General features: G+C 40.3%; 18 protein-coding genes. 3 read left to right on the top strand and 15 right to left on the bottom strand.

From position 1 onward, the window contains the following. Positions 1–20 precede the first annotated feature (20 nt). From BIV16_RS03820 to mtaB, 4 genes are all read right to left on the bottom strand, one after another. On the bottom strand, positions 21–278 hold the full coding sequence (locus BIV16_RS03820; RefSeq protein WP_075679270.1) for a DUF1292 domain-containing protein: 258 nt from the start codon (positions 276–278) through the stop codon (positions 21–23). 23 nt (positions 279–301) lie between these two features. Continuing rightward, positions 302–751, bottom strand: coding sequence for a Holliday junction resolvase RuvX (gene ruvX / locus BIV16_RS03815; RefSeq protein WP_075679271.1), 450 nt, complete (start codon positions 749–751; stop codon positions 302–304). A 116-nt stretch (positions 752–867) separates the two neighbouring features. Continuing rightward, complete coding sequence (locus BIV16_RS03810) at positions 868–1,131, bottom strand: IreB family regulatory phosphoprotein (protein WP_075679735.1); 264 nt, start codon at positions 1,129–1,131, stop codon at positions 868–870. A gap of 166 nt (positions 1,132–1,297) precedes the next feature. After that, positions 1,298–2,605 (bottom strand): tRNA (N(6)-L-threonylcarbamoyladenosine(37)-C(2))-methylthiotransferase MtaB, encoded by a 1,308-nt coding sequence (mtaB, locus tag BIV16_RS03805; protein ID WP_075679272.1) that lies wholly within the window; start codon positions 2,603–2,605, stop codon positions 1,298–1,300. 131 nt (positions 2,606–2,736) lie between these two features. On the opposite strand from mtaB, the gene BIV16_RS03800 reads away from it, so the two are divergent. Beyond that, positions 2,737–2,967, top strand: a complete 231-nt coding sequence (locus tag BIV16_RS03800) for an HPr family phosphocarrier protein (RefSeq protein ID WP_075679273.1) — start codon at positions 2,737–2,739, stop codon at positions 2,965–2,967. 129 nt (positions 2,968–3,096) lie between these two features. Here the strand turns inward: BIV16_RS03800 and thiI are convergent, their stop codons facing one another. The 6 genes from thiI to BIV16_RS03770 all read right to left on the bottom strand — a co-directional run bounded on the left by thiI (position 3,097) and on the right by BIV16_RS03770 (position 9,435). Beyond that, a complete protein-coding gene (gene thiI, locus BIV16_RS03795) occupies positions 3,097–4,281 on the bottom strand; it encodes a tRNA uracil 4-sulfurtransferase ThiI (RefSeq protein ID WP_075679274.1) in 1,185 nt (394 codons plus the stop codon). A gap of 16 nt (positions 4,282–4,297) precedes the next feature. Then, the gene (locus tag BIV16_RS03790) at positions 4,298–5,452 is read right to left on the bottom strand and encodes a cysteine desulfurase family protein (RefSeq protein WP_075679275.1); all 1,155 of its coding nucleotides are present in this window, start codon (positions 5,450–5,452) and stop codon (positions 4,298–4,300) included. Between the two features lie 4 nt (positions 5,453–5,456). Further along, complete coding sequence (locus tag BIV16_RS03785; protein WP_075679276.1) at positions 5,457–6,200, bottom strand: 16S rRNA (uracil(1498)-N(3))-methyltransferase; 744 nt, start codon at positions 6,198–6,200, stop codon at positions 5,457–5,459. Between the two features lie 18 nt (positions 6,201–6,218). Beyond that, entirely contained in the window at positions 6,219–7,202 is a 984-nt protein-coding gene (gene prmA / locus BIV16_RS03780) for a 50S ribosomal protein L11 methyltransferase (protein ID WP_075679277.1), read from the bottom strand. Positions 7,203–7,351: 149 nt separating this feature from the next. Continuing rightward, positions 7,352–8,008 (bottom strand): adaptor protein MecA, encoded by a 657-nt coding sequence (locus tag BIV16_RS03775; RefSeq protein ID WP_075679278.1) that lies wholly within the window; start codon positions 8,006–8,008, stop codon positions 7,352–7,354. A 71-nt stretch (positions 8,009–8,079) separates the two neighbouring features. Further along, positions 8,080–9,435 (bottom strand): MATE family efflux transporter, encoded by a 1,356-nt coding sequence (locus tag BIV16_RS03770; RefSeq protein ID WP_143524693.1) that lies wholly within the window; start codon positions 9,433–9,435, stop codon positions 8,080–8,082. Positions 9,436–9,633: 198 nt separating this feature from the next. Here BIV16_RS03770 and BIV16_RS03765 point away from each other — a divergent pair, with 198 nt between their 5' ends. Beyond that, positions 9,634–10,113 carry an S-ribosylhomocysteine lyase gene (locus BIV16_RS03765; protein ID WP_075679280.1) on the top strand — a complete coding sequence of 160 codons (480 nt, stop codon included), beginning with the start codon at positions 9,634–9,636 and terminating at the stop codon, positions 10,111–10,113. A gap of 169 nt (positions 10,114–10,282) precedes the next feature. Here BIV16_RS03765 and BIV16_RS03760 read toward each other — a convergent pair whose 3' ends face one another. The 3 genes from BIV16_RS03760 to BIV16_RS03750 all read right to left on the bottom strand — a co-directional run bounded on the left by BIV16_RS03760 (position 10,283) and on the right by BIV16_RS03750 (position 11,733). Continuing rightward, positions 10,283–10,723, bottom strand: a complete 441-nt coding sequence (locus BIV16_RS03760; RefSeq protein ID WP_075679281.1) for a GNAT family N-acetyltransferase — start codon at positions 10,721–10,723, stop codon at positions 10,283–10,285. 68 nt (positions 10,724–10,791) lie between these two features. Beyond that, positions 10,792–11,310 carry a hypothetical protein gene (locus BIV16_RS03755; protein ID WP_075679282.1) on the bottom strand — a complete coding sequence of 173 codons (519 nt, stop codon included), beginning with the start codon at positions 11,308–11,310 and terminating at the stop codon, positions 10,792–10,794. A 273-nt stretch (positions 11,311–11,583) separates the two neighbouring features. Further along, positions 11,584–11,733, bottom strand: coding sequence for a hypothetical protein (locus BIV16_RS03750; RefSeq protein WP_159435914.1), 150 nt, complete (start codon positions 11,731–11,733; stop codon positions 11,584–11,586). Between the two features lie 93 nt (positions 11,734–11,826). Between BIV16_RS03750 and BIV16_RS03745 the strand changes: the two genes are divergently transcribed. After that, positions 11,827–13,569, top strand: a complete 1,743-nt coding sequence (locus BIV16_RS03745; protein ID WP_075679283.1) for an IS1634 family transposase — start codon at positions 11,827–11,829, stop codon at positions 13,567–13,569. Positions 13,570–13,791: 222 nt separating this feature from the next. Here the strand turns inward: BIV16_RS03745 and dnaJ are convergent, their stop codons facing one another. After that, the gene (gene dnaJ / locus BIV16_RS03740; protein WP_075679284.1) at positions 13,792–14,958 is read right to left on the bottom strand and encodes a molecular chaperone DnaJ; all 1,167 of its coding nucleotides are present in this window, start codon (positions 14,956–14,958) and stop codon (positions 13,792–13,794) included. Between the two features lie 283 nt (positions 14,959–15,241). Further along, on the bottom strand, positions 15,242–17,113 hold the full coding sequence (gene dnaK, locus BIV16_RS03735; RefSeq protein ID WP_075679285.1) for a molecular chaperone DnaK: 1,872 nt from the start codon (positions 17,111–17,113) through the stop codon (positions 15,242–15,244). Between the last annotated feature and the right edge of the window lie 56 nt (positions 17,114–17,169).

Raw genomic sequence — 17,169 nt, 5'->3', positions numbered from 1 at the left:
CTTTCCGATTACTTTCTTTCTTAATACTCAATATCTGCGTCCTCAATCAATTCTGAAAAAACTTTTCCGATTGCTGCAAGTTCTGCATCATCGTCTACCATCTCGTACACGATATCCTGCTCCTTTGACTCAATCTCTTTTAAAATATAAGCGTCACTGTCGCCATCTTCTTCCTCAGTTACAAAAAGGTATTTCACACCATTTAACTGTGTCTCTTCTACCACATAAAGTTCAATCTCTTCCTGTGTCTGCGGATCACAAAATTTAACTTTCTCCATGTTCTACTCCATTTCTATCCTTTTTACTCATTCTCTTCCTGTGTCTTGTTGTGCATGCTCAAATAGTCCAGATAACCCTGTAAAATAAAAATTGCCGCAATCTCGTCCACATATTCTTTTCGATGTTCTCTTCGGATTCCAGATTCCATCATCGTACGGTCTGCTGCTACCGTTGTCAGTCTCTCATCCCAAAGTACAACCTCAAGTCCGGTTCTTCTTTCTAACATCTCTTTAAATTCTTTTGTCTTTTCGCAACGGTCTCCCTCTGTATTGTTCATATTCTTAGGAAAACCTAATACAATCTTTTCTACCTGATATTCCGCAATAATCTGCTCGATTCTCGCTAAGGTCTGACGCAGCTTACCAGGAGACTGCCTTCTGATAATCTCAAGTCCCTGCGCCGTCCAGCCTAAACTGTCACTCACTGCTACTCCGACTGTCTTGGAACCAAAATCAAGTCCTAAAATTCGCATAAAAAAATAACCATGCCTTTCCTTTTTAACGTAAAAGTCACAGACGCTACTATCCCATATTCTTTTTGAAAAAACGCACACGGATTCCGTTCAAACGATACATGTTCCCCGAAAAATTATTCCCAGGAATTGTTTTTAATGTATGCCTTTAAAACTTCTTCCACTAATTCATCACGTTCCACTTTCATAATCAAGCTTCTTGCATTATTATGGCTGGTAATGTAAGTTGGATCACCAGACATAATATATCCAACAATCTGATTTACCGGATTATATCCTTTCTCGCTTAAGGCACGATAAACGATAGCAAGCACTTCGCCCACCTGTAATTCCGGTTCTTTTTCAACTCTAAAATATTGTGTATTATTGATATTCTGCATATTTTTCACGCCCTTATGATTGCTCTTTTGTACTAGACCTAAAAGCATTGCTACATTTATTTTAATATAGTTTGTCCTAAAATTCAACTAAAAAAAGTATTCCCCAAAAAAGTACGAAAAAAATGCGAACTGCTGTTATAAATAAAAACAGCAGCCTGCATCTTTTTTACATCTGTAACAAATAGACTTCCTCTGTCAGACGTCCTGTAATTGTGCCACTTACAAATGTATTGGAAAGATTTTTATCTCCCTTTACCGCAACTTTTACATATTCTTTCGTGTATCCGGTAAAATAAGTCTCGCCCTGATATTCCATCTCCTCTTCCATCAGAACTTCTACTTCTTTTCCAACATAATAATTGCGGAATTCCTCCGACATTTTCTTTTCCAGGTCGAGAAGAATGGCACTTCTTTTGGTCTTTTCCGGTTCCGGTATCTGTCCTGGCATCACGGCCGCTTTCGTACCCTCACGCTTGGAATATTTAAAAATATGCATTTCATAAAAATGGATTTTTTCTAAAAATGCCTTTGTGACTGCAAATTCCTCCTCACTCTCCTGCGGAAAACCTACAATGACATCGGTTGTGATTGCCGGATGTTCAAAATACTTCCGTAAAATCTTACAGCCCTCTTCGTACTGCGCAGTATCATACTTCCGGTTCATTCTCTGTAACGTTGCATCGCAGCCGCTCTGCAGGGACAAATGAAAATGCGGACATATTTTTTCTAACTGTGACAGGCGCTTTGTAAATTCTTCCGTCACAATTCTTGGTTCTAAACTTCCAAGACGAATCCGCTCAATTCCATCCACCTGGTGAACAAGTTCAATCAGATGCAACAAATTATCATCCGTATCCACACCGTAGGAACTTAAATGGATTCCGGTTAAAACCACCTCATGGAATCCGCTTTCAGCCAGACGTTTCACCTCTGCCACAACATCCTTTGCTTTTCTGCTTCTGACTCTTCCTCTTGCAAACGGAATAATGCAGTAACTGCAAAACTGGTTACATCCATCCTGCACTTTGATAAACGCTCTGGTGTGTTCCGCTGTCTTTTCCAGGTAAAGTTCTTCGTATTCCTGTTTCTCGTGATTGATGTCAACCACAAGATGGTTCATGCCGTGGTCTTTCTCGTACTGCTCAATCAAAGAAAGCAACTCATGTTTCTTGTTATTTCCAATCACAATGTCAATTGCATCATCCAAAAGTGCCTGTGCCTCTTTCGTCTGCACATAACAGCCCGCTCCAACTACAATTGCATTTGGATTTATTTTTTTTGCCTTATGAAGCATCTGTCTGGATTTGCGGTCCGCCATATTCGTCACAGAACAGGTGTTAATCACATAGACATCCGCATATTCCTGGAACGGAACAATCTCATATCCGGCATCTTCTAAGATCTGCTGCATTGCCTCTGTCTCATACGCATTTACCTTACATCCAAGGTTATGTAATGCTGCTTTTTTTGTCATATTTTATCAATGCCTTTCCTTTCTATTTTTTGGTAAAAACTGCGAAAATTCTCGCTGTATATCTTGACTTTTTGTTCAAAAAACATTACTATAAAATTATCTTATATTTAGTTAACAAGGAGGTTTTTTACATGAAAACAGTACAGATTTCATTAAATTCTATTGACAAGGTTAAATCTTTCGTTAATGCAATTACACAGTTCGAATATGACTTCGACTTAATTTCCGGAAGATATGTCATTGATGCAAAATCTATCATGGGTATTTTCAGCTTAGATTTATCTAAACCTATCGATTTAGCAATCCATGCTGAGGCAAATGTAGATGAAATTATGGAAATTTTAAAACCATATTTAGTCTAATTTTAAATCTTGTACATAAGCCACAAGACAAATGTCCTGTGGCTTTTTGTATGCCTAAAATCTGTTGCGCTGTCTTTCTTTTTATGAAAAAACGCACTTATTTTCTGTCTTTTTTATCCTTAACTGATTTTACTCCGCTTTTACACAGATAACTTCTGTCGTATCAATTGCTGTTTTCACAAGCTCATCGATTTTTTCCGAAAGCTTCTCCTCTGATTTCCGAATCACATTGATATTTGGCTTCGTAACCGGATGTTTTGCTACGAAAATCGTACAACAATCTTCAAATGGCAAGATAGATGTCTCATAAGCATCTATTTTCTCTGAGATTGTGATGATTTCCTGTTTATCAAATCCAATGAGCGGACGATATACCGGCATGGTACAAACATCATTGGTAGCTGCAAGTGACTGCATCGTCTGGCTTGCCACCTGACCAATACTCTCTCCTGTAATCAGTCCAAGACAATTATTTTCTTTTGCAAAATGTTCTGCAATCCGCATCATGTAACGGCGCATAATAATTGTCAGTTCCTCGTGCGGGCATTTTTCATAAATATAAAGCTGAATATCAGTAAAATTGACAACATGAAGATTGATTGGTCCTGTATATCGGGAAATAATTTTTGCAAGATCGACCACTTTCTGTTTTGCTCTCTCACTGGTATATGGTGGTGCATGGAAATAAGTTGCATCAATTGCAACACCTCGTTTGGAAATCATATAGCCGGCAACCGGGCTGTCGATACCACCGGACAATAATAACATTGCTTTTCCATTCGAGCCAACCGGCATTCCGCCAGGACCTGGAACAATAATGGAATAAACGTTGATTTTATTACGAATCTCTACGTTAAATACAACCTCTGGTTTGTGTACATCCACCTTTGTCTCCGGAAATGCATCTAGGATTTTTTCTCCTAATGCTGCATTGATTTCCATGGAGTCCATTGGATAATTTTTTCTGGCACGTCTTGCATTTACTTTGAATGTAAAATTCTTGTTCTCGTATGCCTTGTCAATGTAAGCAACCACTTCTTCTGCTAATTTGTCGAATCCTTCGTCCTCTAATAAAACAACCGGACAGATTCCCACGATACCGAATACGCATTTTAAGGCATCCACTGCCTCATCGTAATCATAGTCACCTAATGCATCGACGTAGATTCTTCCCTGCTCTTTTCGGACCAGAAACTCTCCTTCTACTTTTTTCAATGCATGGTTTATCTGGCTTACCAGTGCATCTTCAAACAAATAACGGTTCTTTCCCTTGATTGCAATTTCTGCATATTTGATAAGAAATGCTTTGTACATAATTTCCTCCTGTTTTCTAATGTCTTGTATATTTCCGCAGCTGAGGAATCACTTCACGCATCACTTCGATTGCATAATCGATTTCCTCCTCGCTTGTATGAACACTGAAACTAAAACGAATGGTCGAATCAAGAAGATTCTGTTTTAACCCAATCTGCTGTAAGGTGTGACTAACTGCCGGTTTATTCGAGGAGCAGGCACTTCCCGCTGAAACAAAAATGTTGCGGTCCTCTAATGTATGAAGCATGACTTCACTTCTCACTCCATCCACACTGACAGAGACAACCTGCGGTGCGGAATCACGCCCTGTCTTTCCATTGATGGATACCCCTTCAATTTTAGACGCTTCTTCCACAAATTTCTGTTTCAATTGATACATGCGGTCAATCTTTTCTTCAAAATTTTCGTAAATTTCCGCTGCAGCTTCGCCAAGCCCTGCGATTCCCGGCACATTTTCGGTTCCAGAGCGCATTCCCTTCTGCTGTCCGCCACCGTAGATTAACGGCTTAATTTTCGTCTTGTCTTTGATATATAAAAATCCGCTTCCCTTTGGTCCATGAATCTTATGACCGCTCACGGAAAGCAAATCGATTCCCCATTTTTTGGGAAAAATACGAAACTTTCCATATGCCTGAATCGCATCCACATGAACGAGTGTTGCGGGATTTTTCGCTTTGATTACCTTTACTGCCTCTTCAATTGGCTCTAACGCTCCAATCTCGTTGTTTACCATCATAAGAGAGACCAGAATCGTGTCCTCACAGACGGCATCTTTTAGCTCATCCAAAGAAATGACTCCATTCTCATCCACGCTAAGATAGGTCACATGAAAGCCTTGCTCTTCTAAAAACTGCATAGGGCTTGAAATGGATGCATGTTCGATGGAAGTCGTAATCAAATGCATTCCACTTCTTTTGTTTGCAAGTGCCGTTCCAATCAGTGCCATGTTGTTCGATTCCGTTCCACCTGAGGTAAAAAGAATTTCTTTTTCGTCAACCTTTAAGGTCTTTGCAATCTTTTTCTGTGCCTCTTTGATATAATTTTCAGCGTCCACACCTTTCATGTGTAAGGACGATGGATTGCCATAGTCCTCCATCAGTACCTTTACCATCAAATCCTTTGCACGTTCACTGCAACGCGTTGTTGCTGAGTTGTCCAAATATGCTTCCATTTTCTTATCCTTCTTTGCTTTCTAACTGATATCCTAAAATTGCAAGTGTTGCAAGTCCTGCTGTCTCCGTACGAAGAATCCGTTTGCCAAGAGAAATCAGCTTTGCCTTTTCACCTACATTTGTAATTTCTTCCGGTGCAAATCCACCTTCCGGCCCGATAAAAATGGCTATGGACTCTCCGGGTTCGATTGCCTCCACCGCCTCTTTTGTTGCAAGCATGCCACGCTCATTCTCATACGGAATTAAGATTCTGTCACAATCCTGCGCTCTTTCTAAGGCCTGTTTGTAACTCATTGGCTGCACGACTTCCGGGATCAGGCTTCTTTTAGATTGCTTTGCCGCACTCTCTGCAATGCTTTGCCATCTTTTTACCTTCGATGCTGCCTTTTTCTCATCCAGTTTTACCACGCAGTTTTTCATGGCAACCGGAATTACCTCATACACACCAAGCTCCACTGCCTTTTGTATAATGAGTTCCATCTTATCACTCTTTGGCAATCCCTGATATAAAGAAATCTTGCTGGAAAGCTCGGTACCAGTCTCATCCAAAGAAAGAATCTTCGCCTCTACGCACTGCTCTGTAATCATATCGACCTCACAGAAATATCCCATTCCAGAGCGGCTGCTCACGCGGATTTTTTCTCCTTTTTTCATTCTCAAGACATTCCGGATATGATTTACATCTGTGCCTTCAATCGTCACATAGGTATCATGAACCTGCTCGTCCTCTATAAAAAACTGGTACATCGCCTTTCCTCCAAATGCTTAGTTCTTACGGGCTGTAATATTGACCCACTCTCCCTGGTGATTGATTTCTACCACCTCAAGGCCTGCTGCCTCAATTGCATCCTTCACTTCGTTTTCCTTAAAGTCAATGATTCCGGATGTGATAAACATTCCGCCTTTTTTTAGTCTTGCCGGGATTACCGGTGCCATTGGAATAATTACGTCTGCCAAAATATTTGCCACTACGATATCGTATTCCTCTGTTCCTACTTTTTCCTGTAATTCGACGTCGTCAATCAGATTTCCAACATAGAATGTTCCAAGTTCCCTTGCAAGATGGTTGACTTCCATGTTATCGTAGGTGGAAGTCATGCAATCCGGGTCCAAATCGGTTCCAACAACCTCTTTTGCGCCTAATTTTAAGGAGACAATCGACAAAATTCCACTTCCACAGCCAACATCCAATACCTTCGGCGTCTGATTTTTTGGTGTGTAATCCTTATCACCACGGATATATTTTAACAGCTGTCTGATACAAAGCTGTGTTGTCTCATGTTTTCCGGTACCGAATGAAATTCCAGGGTCAATCTCAATCAGGAATTTATCTTTATCTTCCTCTTTTAATTCTTCCCAGGTTGGTTTGATTAAAATATCCTCGATATAAAAAGAGCTGAAATATTTCTTCCAGTTATTAATCCAGTCTAAATCTTCTGTCTGTGCGGATGTGATTTCTCCACTTCCCACGTCCACGATTTTTCTAAGATTCTCAAGACCGATTTTTACTTTTTTCAAAGTCTCTGTATCATCCTGTCCCTGGTCCTCTAAATAGAAACTAACATGACTGATTCCCTCGTCCGGTGGAAGTTCCGGCAAAAAGTCGATAAACATATCTGCCTGATCTTCTTTAGACAATGGGATATTATCCTCAATCTCCACGCCTTCAATTCCTAAGTCCATCAGCATAGAGCTCATAAAATCTTCCGCTGCTGTCGTTGTCTCAATGGTATATTTATTCCATTTCATGGCATATCCTCCGTTCTACTTTTGCGCAAGGCGCACAAACTCATGAAACATACTACCACAAAATGTGCGTGCTTGCAAATTATAAAAATAAAAACGTCCCCTCACCGTCAGCCAATATTCTAACGATGAAGGGACGCTATCTGATTTTTTTACAAACTTGCAAGTGTCATAATTGCATCCTCTGCAATCAACTTGCTTCCGTGTTCAAGAATATAGGCAACACGTGCCTCTCCAAATTCATATTTCTTTCCAAATTCTCCTGTCACAAACGCATAAGATTTTATCTCCTCCTCTGTGAATGCGGAGAAGTCTAAAATCAGCTCATATTCTTCTTTCAGCTTATATAGCATGCTCTCAGGTAATTTTAATCCTACGCTGCCCTTACAAAAAAGCATGGCCTCTTTTAAATCTTCAAAGCACAGACTGCAGACTTTGCGTTCCTCGTATTCTTCGTCACCCGCATCCGGCGTGGCATCCTCTTTCTGCTCTGCTGCTTTCTTTTCCATTGAAATTCCATTCATCATCTGACGGATGGTATCTACGATACTACGGATTCCAGCCTCACTATCTGAACCAAAGGTAACAGCAAGCTGGTGATCTGGCAAAAGTTCTGCCTGCACCATTGGTGAAATCTTCTCAAAGCGGATGTTCTCCTCTTCCTCCACCAGTTCTAATACTTCCTGCATGAACTCCTGCGTTTTGGAGCTGTCTGTTATAATCTCATCAATATCAAATCCCATACCGTGAATCTCTTCCTCAGTCAATACGCAGCGGACGGAATTCTCGCCAAGTCTTTTAATATCCATACCATCACCTTCTTATCCTTCGTTTTCTCTCATTGTCTATACCTATATTTTAACTCGAAATAACGTTTCAATCAATTTCTTTTCGACGTCGTTTTTTGTGGAAATATCTCCCGATTTCGAAACGTTTTCAAAACAAGCGGAATTACCATCAGAATCCAGGCAACCGGCTCTGCCCAGATAATACCCCAGTAGTCAAAAATGCCAACAAAAATGAAAGAAAATGCAAGTTTTGCGACCAGTTCAATAAAACTGGAAACCACAGGTGTCACATGATCTCCAAATCCCTGCATGGAATTTCGCAAAATCACGATAAACGCACAAATCACAATGAATGACATATCAAATTTTAGATACGTTGAACCCCAATAGATAATTTCCTTGTTTGTGGTACTTGCCACAAAATGAATCAGTGGCTTTGATATGGTATGCGCCATCAGCACAACAAGCGCGCTCCATACGGTTCCTAACGTTAAGGCTGCCTTTAATCCATCCCGTATCCTGTCATACTTTCCTGCCCCATAATTTTGTCCGCAGTAAGTCGCCATCGCAGAACCGATTACAGTAATCGGCAGACACCAGATTTCAAAAATTTTTCTTGCCGCTGTATGTGCCACAATAATGGTCGTACCAAGCGTATTAATTCCCGTCTGTAAGGATAAGGTTCCAAAATTAACCAGACAAGACATTAGTCCCATGGAAAGGCCACCTTTCATCATAAGTGCCACCTGCCTTGCTTCCATCTTAAAATCTTTGCGCTTTACATGCAAAATCGGGAATTTACGAATAATGCGCACCAGACAAAGCACCACTGAAATTCCCTGCGCAATTACAGTCGCATACGCAGCACCTTTTACCCCTGTCTGGAATCCTAAGATAAAAAGATAATCCAGACCGACATTCAGCACAGCAGCAACAATCAGATAAATAAGTGGCGTCAGGGAATCTCCGATTGCACGAAGTGTGTTCGCACAAATGTTATAACCCAGTGTGACAAACATTCCCAGAATCAAAATACCCACATATTCATATGACATTGCATACTGCTTAGAGGGAACATTTAAAAGATGAAGAATCGGTCCCAGTCCTGCAAGTGTTCCAACTACAAGTAGTAATGTAATAAGGAATCCAAGTGAAATGGTATTTGCTACACTTTTCTTTAAGGCTTCTTCCTCTTTGCTTCCATAGTAGCGCGCCGTGAGCACGGAAAATCCCATCGTAAGTCCGTTCACAAACCCTGCAAGCAGGTTATAAAGTGTGGATACCGAACCAACTGCAGCAAGTGCATTCTCTCCTAAAATACTTCCTACAATTTTTGTGTCAATCAAACTATATAAAATCTGAAAAAGGTTTCCAAAGAAAATTGGGATTGCAAACAGCAAAATCAACTTCATTGGTTCTCCTTCTGTTAGTGTTCTCTTATTTTCCATCTTCATTCCTTTTCACTTTCTTTTTACTTTCTTTTACTGTTCTCTCAAAATAAACGTTTTATCGACGTTTGTCAATCTTTATTGCCGTCTTTTTTCTCCCTTTTTCCTACATCTTTTTCTTGACTATTTTAACGTCATGATTTAATGTTTCATTTAGAATGATGATTCAGAAAATTTATTATCCAAAGGAGGCTTTTTATGAAAAAAATTGCAAGCTTTACCATTGATCATATCAAACTTGAACCAGGGATTTACGTTTCCAGAAAAGACCATGTTGGTTCCGAGGTTATCACAACCTTTGACCTTCGTATGACATCTCCAAACGATGAGCCGGTCATGAATACAGCAGAGGTTCACACAATTGAGCATCTTGCTGCTACTTTTTTAAGAAATCATGCTGTCTATGCAGATAAGACCATTTATTTTGGACCGATGGGATGCCGTACCGGATTTTACCTGCTCCTTGCAGGCGATTATGAATCCAAAGACATCGTGCCACTGATGACAGAAATGTTTGAATTTATCCGTGACTTTAAAGGAGACGTTCCAGGCGCAAGCCCGAAAGACTGCGGCAATTACCTTGATATGAACCTTGGCATGGCAAATTACCTTGCCAACCGTTACTTAGAGAATACCTTGTACGGTATTGATGAAAAACATCTTGTTTATCCAGCATAATAGATTTAAATAAGAATCCTGCTTGCAGGATTCTCCGCCTGCGGCGGGTCGCATTTGCGACACTGTTCAACTCCGCCGCAGTGCGATCCTCGCGGAGCATTTTTGTGTAATAGGAACGAAATTTCCTATTACACAAAAAAGAGAATGGCTTCTTCCATTCTCTTTTTTGCTATAACTTTAAACAATATTGTTCCTCTTCCACTTTCCTAAATCCAATACTTTCAAACATCTTCTGTGATTGGGTATTGAAGGAATAAATCTGCGCATGCAATTCTGAAAGTCCCTGCTCTCCCGCAAGCTTTATGATTTCATTTATCACTCTTCTTCCAATGTGCCTGTTCTGAAATGGCTTTGCAACCACAATACAGACTTCACCATCTGGTAGCAGGCATACATCTCCGCATAATCTGTTTTTGTATTTGATGTAAAATAAGTCCCCTTTTTTGTCCAGATATTTGTACATGCGCTTTAGCACATCCAAATCATAGACCGTATCCCGGTTATCCACCTGCTTGCATACATCTAAGTCCTGATACCATGCCAGGGAAGTTTTATAATTCGGGTAATATCGAACTAATTTTAGTTCCTTATCAACGAGTCTGTTCTCCATACTGATTCCTTACCTAAAAATTTATTCTTCTAATCTTTCCATGCGCTCGTCGCCTGCTTTTCCAGAAATTACGCCCGGAATCTTTGCTGTAATGCTTCATACTCGCGGTTGATTTCCTGCAGTGCCTCCGTATCTCCCGCCACATTGTCCGGGTGGTAAATCTTAATCAAATCCTTATAGCGTTTCTTTAGCGAGCTAAGATCCTTCACGCCGACAAAAAACATATCATCGCCGATAAGACTAGACATTTCTTTTTCAAAGTCCTCTTGCGCATTGTCTTCCTGCATGCTCTCCTCATACTCTTCCACACGTTTAAAAAATGCTCTCTGCTTCTTAATCTGCAATTTTTCGTCCGCAAGCTTTCGCATCTCTTCTTCTAGAATCTTCCACTTCATCTCAAAAAGATGATGTTCCTGCTCGATTCTCCGCTCTTCCATCTCTTTTTTTCTTAAAAAATCTTTCCGTTCCTGTTCAAGCAATTTCTGTTGTCTGGTTAAGTCTTCACATGCTTTTTTTATAATCTGTTTTTTGTGTTCCATCTCAACCGTTTCCTGAAAACACCAATTATCAAAGGCCGTCTGTTCCATTCCGACTCATCCTTTCTTCTTTTGTGTGCTTGTCCTGGCTCATGTCTGGCATCTTTTGTCTGAATATTATATATTTTTCAAAAAGAATATGTAATTCACACATTTTACCGCAATATCCAGATAATAATCACTCTATTTTAAACTCATCTTACTACATTTGGTATCTTAGGACAATAGGAAATTGTAACGGAAACATATAACACAAGGTGCACACGAAAAAGGACATCTCCTGTATCAGACAGGAAATGTCCTTTTTTCTATCTCTTCCTGGTTTTATAATTCATCAAAAATCTTTCCCATGAAGCCTTTTTTCTTTTTCTCTGTTTTTTCTCCGGAACCGGATTCTTTTGTCAAAGAACCGCCGGATGCCTCATCACGGGAGTTTGACAGTTGAATATTAAAAAAAGTTATCGCAGGTCGCATAAAACCTGCATTTTTTATGTCAAATTTTTCGTTTTAATATGTACTTGTTTGCAATAGTGTGGTATACTTAAAAGAAAAAAAGGATTTTGTGTTATGTATATTGCAGTTACAGGTAGTAAAAACAATAAAGATGTTTACATTTATCAGTCATTCCGAAAAGAAGACGGAAAATCATCTTCTCGTATCTATAAAAAGCTCGGAAAATACAACGTTTTGCTGGAACAGTTCAATGGTGATGATGAAAAACTTATGGCTTGGGCGAAAAGCGAAGCTGCCAAAGAAACCGAACTCTACAATGAGCGCACAGGGAAAGTCACAGTTGAGTTTTCTCAGGCTGCCTGCATCCCTATGAACGAAGAACGTTCTTTTCATGCCGGTTATCTCTTCCTTCAACAGCTATGCACACACCTCCGTCTTGATAACATCTGCCGTGCCATTAAAGGACGCCATAAATTTAAGTATGATTTCCATGCGATTCTTACTGATCTGGTTTACGCAAGGATCCTTTCTCCTTCAAGCAAGCTCAGCAGCTATAACTTTTGTAAAACTCTGCTGGAGCCGCCAAAGTATGAAATTCAGGATGTTTACAGAGCTTTGTCTGTAATCGCAGAGGAATCAGATTTCATCCAAAGTGAACTATACAAAAACTCAAACTTCATCTATCCAAGAAATCAGAAGATACTTTACTATGACTGTACAAATTATTACTTTGAGATTGAGGAAGAAAGCGGTTTGAAGCACTATGGAAAAAGCAAAGAGAACCGCCCAAATCCGATTGTTGGTATGGGCCTGTTTATGGATGCTGATGGCATTCCACTTGCATTTAATATTTTTCCAGGCAATCAAAACGAGCAGACAACGCTCAAACCTTTGGAGAAAAAAATCATACAGGATTTCAACTGCAGTGAATTTATTTTCTGTTCAGATGCCGGTCTTGGAAGTGCAAATAACCGAGCGTTTAACAGCATCGGGAATCGGGCTTATGTCATCACGCATTCCCTTAAGAAGATGAAGCAGGAAGACCGTGATATCGCCCTGAATCTAACACAGTTCAGAAAGGTTGGTTCGACAGATTTTATAGATATCAGGACTTTGGACGAAACCGATGAAGAAGTTTTTAACTCCATTTATTACAAAGAAGTTCCTGTTGTTACTGGAGATTTGGATGAAACACTAATCGTTACATACTCACCGAAATATAAAGCTTATCAGCAAAGAATCCGGTCACGTCAAATCGAGCGTGCAGAGATGATTATTAACTCTCCTTGCAAAAAACGAAAGGGCAAAAATCAAAATGATCCAATGCGTTTTGTGAAAAATACTGCCGTAACAAACGATGGTGAGATTGCAGAAAAGAACGTATATGAGATTGATGAGGAACAGATAGCAAAAGAAGAACTTTACGATGGTTTCTATGCGGTTATGACAAATCTGGAGGGAAATATTGAGGAAATCATAAAGATTAACAAGCAGCGCTGGGAAATTGAAGAGAACTTCAGAATTATGAAAACCGAATTCGAAGCAAGGCCTGTGTATGTCAGAAGAGATGACCGGATTAAGGCACATTTCATGACCTGCTATATCAGCCTTCTTCTCTACCGCCTGTTAGAGAAAAAAATAGGAAACAGCTATACAACAGAGCAGCTCATCGAGACTTTACGCTCCATGAAAATGACACTGTTAAATACTGCTAATGGATACGTTCCATCCTACACCCGAACTGAAATAACAGATTCTTTACACCAAACTTTCGGGTTTCGGACCGATTATGAATTTATCAAAAAATCTACGATGCGAAGCATCATCAAGCAGACAAAAGAAATTAACTTACAATAATGTAAAAATATAGCACAATAGCACATATCGCTACGAAATAAAAAACGGCTGTAAGCCTTGATTTTACTGGCTTCACAACCGTTTTCTTGCTTTTCAACTGTCAAAGATGGGATCTTAGGACAATAGGAAATTGTAACGGAAACATATAACACAAGGTGCACACGAAAAAGGACATCTCCTGTATCAGACAGGAAATGTCCTTTTTTCTATCTCTTCCTGGTTTTATAATTCATCAAAAATCTTTCCCATGAAGCCTTTTTTCTTTTTCTCTGTTTTTTCTCCGGAACCGGATTCTTTTGTCAAAGAACCGCCGGATGCCTCATCAAACTGACGAAGCAAATCTTTTGCCTCCGCATTTAAGCCTGTCGGTACCTGAACAACAAGTGTTACATAATGGTCTCCACGTACAGCTTTATTACGCAAGGATGGAACACCTTTTCCTTTTAAACGAATCTTGGTATCTGTCTGTGTACCTGGTTTTACATCGTACAAGATATCTCCATCCACTGTGTTGATTCGGATTGTTCCCCCTAATGCCGCAATCGCGTAGGAAATTGGTGCTGTGGAGAAAATATTCATATCCTGACGCTGGAAAATTGGATGTCTGGATACAATTACTTCAACCAGCAAATCTCCTCTTGGTCCGCCATTTACACCCGGTTCCCCTTTTTCACGGATACGGACACTCTGTCCGTTGTCAATACCGGCTGGAATAGATACCTGAATCTTCTTCTTGCTTGCAATATAACCTGTTCCACGACAATCTGGACACTTCTCACGTACAATCTTACCCTTGCCTCCACAATCCGGACAGGTCTGCACATTCTGAACTGTTCCAAGGAAGGACTGCTGGGTAAAGACAACTTTACCTTTACCACCACATTTTGTACAGGTTTCTGGATTGGTTCCAGGTTTAGCACCTGTTCCATGACAGGTCTTACACTCATCTTTTAATACCATTTCGATTTCTTTTTCACAACCGAAAACAGCCTCTTCAAATGTAATGCGCACGCTTGTACGAAGGTTTGCACCTTTCATAGGGCCACTGTTATCTCTACGTCTAGAACCGCCACCGAAGAAATCTCCGAAAATATCTCCAAAGATATCTCCCATATCCATGCCGGAGAAATCGAATCCACCAGCTCCTGCTCCTGCGCTTCCGTCAAATGCAGCATGACCGAACTGATCGTATTGTCTTCTCTTTTCTGCATCACTTAATACAGCATAAGCTTCCTGCGCCTCTTTAAACTTCTCCTCACACTCCTTATCACCTGGATGCATATCCGGATGATATTTCTTCGCAGTGGTACGGAACGCCTTCTTAATCTCGGCCTCAGTCGCATTCTTTGGAACGCCTAATACCTCATAATAATCTCTCTTATCTGCCATAACTTTTTCCTCTAATATCACTCATCCATCTTACAATACAGTAAGGTTTCCAGATACATCCATACCTGGAAACCCCTCTATCCATACATCTAACAACTCTAAAGTTTGCTGCCTTTGCAAACTTTGTAGAATTGTTAGTCATTCTTCGGCGACGCACCCTCTGGTTCGTTGTCGATTTTAGAATGACTCAGAAGTTTGCTGCCTTTGCAAACTTTGTAGAATTGTTAGTCATTCTTCGGCGACGCACCCTCTGGTGCATCGCCGACTTTAGAATGACTCAATTCTATACTTCCTTGTAGTCTGCATCTACAACATCATCATCTGCCTGTGTAGCACCTGCCTGAGCACCACCCATATCTGGGCCAGCACCAGCTGCTCCCTGAGCTGCCTGAGCCTGTTCGTACATCTTAGCAAATACTTTCTGAGCGCTCTGTGTTAATTTCTCCTGAGCTGCTTTTAACTCAGCGATGTCAGCGTCTGTCATGTCTTCTGCATTCTGATGAGCATCTAAGAATGATTTTACTGCATTTAAGTCTGCTTCTACTTCTGCTTTGTCGTTTGCGTCAACCTGATCACCAACCTGGTCTAATGCCTGCTGTGTCTGGAATACGAAGGAATCAGCATCGTTTCTTGCATCGATTGCTTCTTTTCTCTTCTTATCCTGTGCTTCGAACTCAGCAGCTTCTTTTACAGCCTTATCGATTTCATCATCAGACATAGATGTTCCGGATGTGATTGTGATGTGCTGTTCTTTTCCTGTACCAAGATCTTTTGCAGATACGTTTACGATACCGTTTGCATCAATATCGAATGTAACTTCAATCTGTGGAACACCACGACGTGCTGGTGGGATACCATCCAGACGGAACTGTCCAAGGGATTTGTTATCTCTTGCGAACTGTCTCTCACCCTGTACAACGTTGATATCAACGGCTGTCTGGTTATCTGCTGCTGTAGAGAAGATCTGGCTCTTCTTGGTAGGAATTGTTGTATTTCTCTCAATCAATCTTGTAGCAACACCACCCATTGTCTCGATAGATAAGGATAATGGAGTTACATCAAGAAGTAAGATTTCGCCTGCACCGGCATCTCCTGCTAATTTACCACCCTGGATAGAAGCACCAAGTGCTACACATTCATCTGGGTTTAAGGATTTGCTTGGCTCTTTGCCTGTTAACTGTCTTACTTTATCCTGTACAGCTGGGATACGTGTAGAACCACCAACTAATAATACCTGACCTAAATCAGCGTTTGTAAGTCCTGCATCCTGCATAGCTTTCTGTACTGGAATAGCTGTTCTTTCTACTAAGTCGTGTGTCAATTCATCAAATTTTGCTCTTGTGAGGTTCATATCGAAATGTTTTGGTCCCTCAGCTGTTGCTGTGATGAATGGTAAGTTGATGTTTGTAGTTGTAGCAGAAGATAACTCTTTCTTTGCTTTCTCTGCTGCTTCTTTTAATCTCTGAAGTGCCATCTTATCGGTTGATAAGTCAACACCTTCTGCTTTCTTGAATTCATCAATCATCCACTGTGTAATCTTGTTATCAAAATCATCACCACCAAGGTGTGTATCACCGTTTGTAGATAATACTTCGATAACACCGTCACCGATTTCGATAATAGATACATCGAATGTACCACCACCTAAATCATATACCATGATTTTCTGTTCTTTTTCGTTGTCAAGACCGTAAGCTAATGCTGCTGCTGTAGGCTCGTTGATGATACGTTTTACATCAAGACCTGCAATCTTACCAGCATCTTTGGTTGCCTGACGCTGAGCATCGTTGAAGTAAGCAGGTACTGTGATAACAGCTTCTGTTACTTTTTCTCCTAAATATCCTTCTGCATCTGCTTTTAATTTCTGAAGAATCATAGCGGAAATCTGCTGTGGAGAATACTGTTTGTCATCGATTGTTTTCTTGTAATCTTCACCCATATGTCTCTTGATAGAAGAGATTGTCTTGTCAGCGTTTGTAACAGCCTGACGTTTTGCAGGTTCACCGACTAATCTTTCTCCTGTTTTTGTAAATGCAACGATAGATGGTGTTGTTCTTGCACCTTCCTGGTTTGCGATAACGGTAGGTTTTCCACCTTCCATAACAGCTACACAACTGTTTGTTGTTCCTAAGTCAATACCAATGATTTTACTCATGATCTTTTCCTCCTATTATAAAATGAAACTTAATTTACTTGTTCTTATGAGCATTT

Source organism: Roseburia sp. 831b (assembly GCF_001940165.2).
Lineage (GTDB): Bacteria > Bacillota > Clostridia > Lachnospirales > Lachnospiraceae > Roseburia.
This window is presented reverse-complemented; position numbering and strand designations above follow the sequence as displayed.

Bases quoted from the DNA above. Each gene is read 5' to 3' on its own strand.
- mtaB (WP_075679272.1), bottom strand. From the start codon at position 2,605: ATGACAAAAAAAGCAGCATTACATAACCTTGGATGTAAGGTAAATGCG.
- dnaK (WP_075679285.1), bottom strand. From the start codon at position 17,113: ATGAGTAAAATCATTGGTATTGACTTAGGAACAACAAACAGTTGTGTA.
- prmA (WP_075679277.1), bottom strand. From the start codon at position 7,202: ATGAAATGGAATAAATATACCATTGAGACAACGACAGCAGCGGAAGAT.
- BIV16_RS03785 (WP_075679276.1), bottom strand. From the start codon at position 6,200: ATGTACCAGTTTTTTATAGAGGACGAGCAGGTTCATGATACCTATGTG.
- BIV16_RS03775 (WP_075679278.1), bottom strand. From the start codon at position 8,008: ATGGATATTAAAAGACTTGGCGAGAATTCCGTCCGCTGCGTATTGACT.
- BIV16_RS03810 (WP_075679735.1), bottom strand. From the start codon at position 1,131: ATGCAGAATATCAATAATACACAATATTTTAGAGTTGAAAAAGAACCG.
- BIV16_RS03820 (WP_075679270.1), bottom strand. From the start codon at position 278: ATGGAGAAAGTTAAATTTTGTGATCCGCAGACACAGGAAGAGATTGAA.
- dnaJ (WP_075679284.1), bottom strand. From the start codon at position 14,958: ATGGCAGATAAGAGAGATTATTATGAGGTATTAGGCGTTCCAAAGAAT.
- ruvX (WP_075679271.1), bottom strand. From the start codon at position 751: ATGCGAATTTTAGGACTTGATTTTGGTTCCAAGACAGTCGGAGTAGCA.
- BIV16_RS03750 (WP_159435914.1), bottom strand. From the start codon at position 11,733: ATGCGACCTGCGATAACTTTTTTTAATATTCAACTGTCAAACTCCCGT.
- thiI (WP_075679274.1), bottom strand. From the start codon at position 4,281: ATGTACAAAGCATTTCTTATCAAATATGCAGAAATTGCAATCAAGGGA.
- BIV16_RS03765 (WP_075679280.1), top strand. From the start codon at position 9,634: ATGAAAAAAATTGCAAGCTTTACCATTGATCATATCAAACTTGAACCA.
- BIV16_RS03790 (WP_075679275.1), bottom strand. From the start codon at position 5,452: ATGGAAGCATATTTGGACAACTCAGCAACAACGCGTTGCAGTGAACGT.
- BIV16_RS03800 (WP_075679273.1), top strand. From the start codon at position 2,737: ATGAAAACAGTACAGATTTCATTAAATTCTATTGACAAGGTTAAATCT.
- BIV16_RS03760 (WP_075679281.1), bottom strand. From the start codon at position 10,723: ATGGAGAACAGACTCGTTGATAAGGAACTAAAATTAGTTCGATATTAC.
- BIV16_RS03745 (WP_075679283.1), top strand. From the start codon at position 11,827: ATGTATATTGCAGTTACAGGTAGTAAAAACAATAAAGATGTTTACATT.
- BIV16_RS03755 (WP_075679282.1), bottom strand. From the start codon at position 11,310: ATGGAACAGACGGCCTTTGATAATTGGTGTTTTCAGGAAACGGTTGAG.
- BIV16_RS03770 (WP_143524693.1), bottom strand. From the start codon at position 9,435: ATGGAAAATAAGAGAACACTAACAGAAGGAGAACCAATGAAGTTGATT.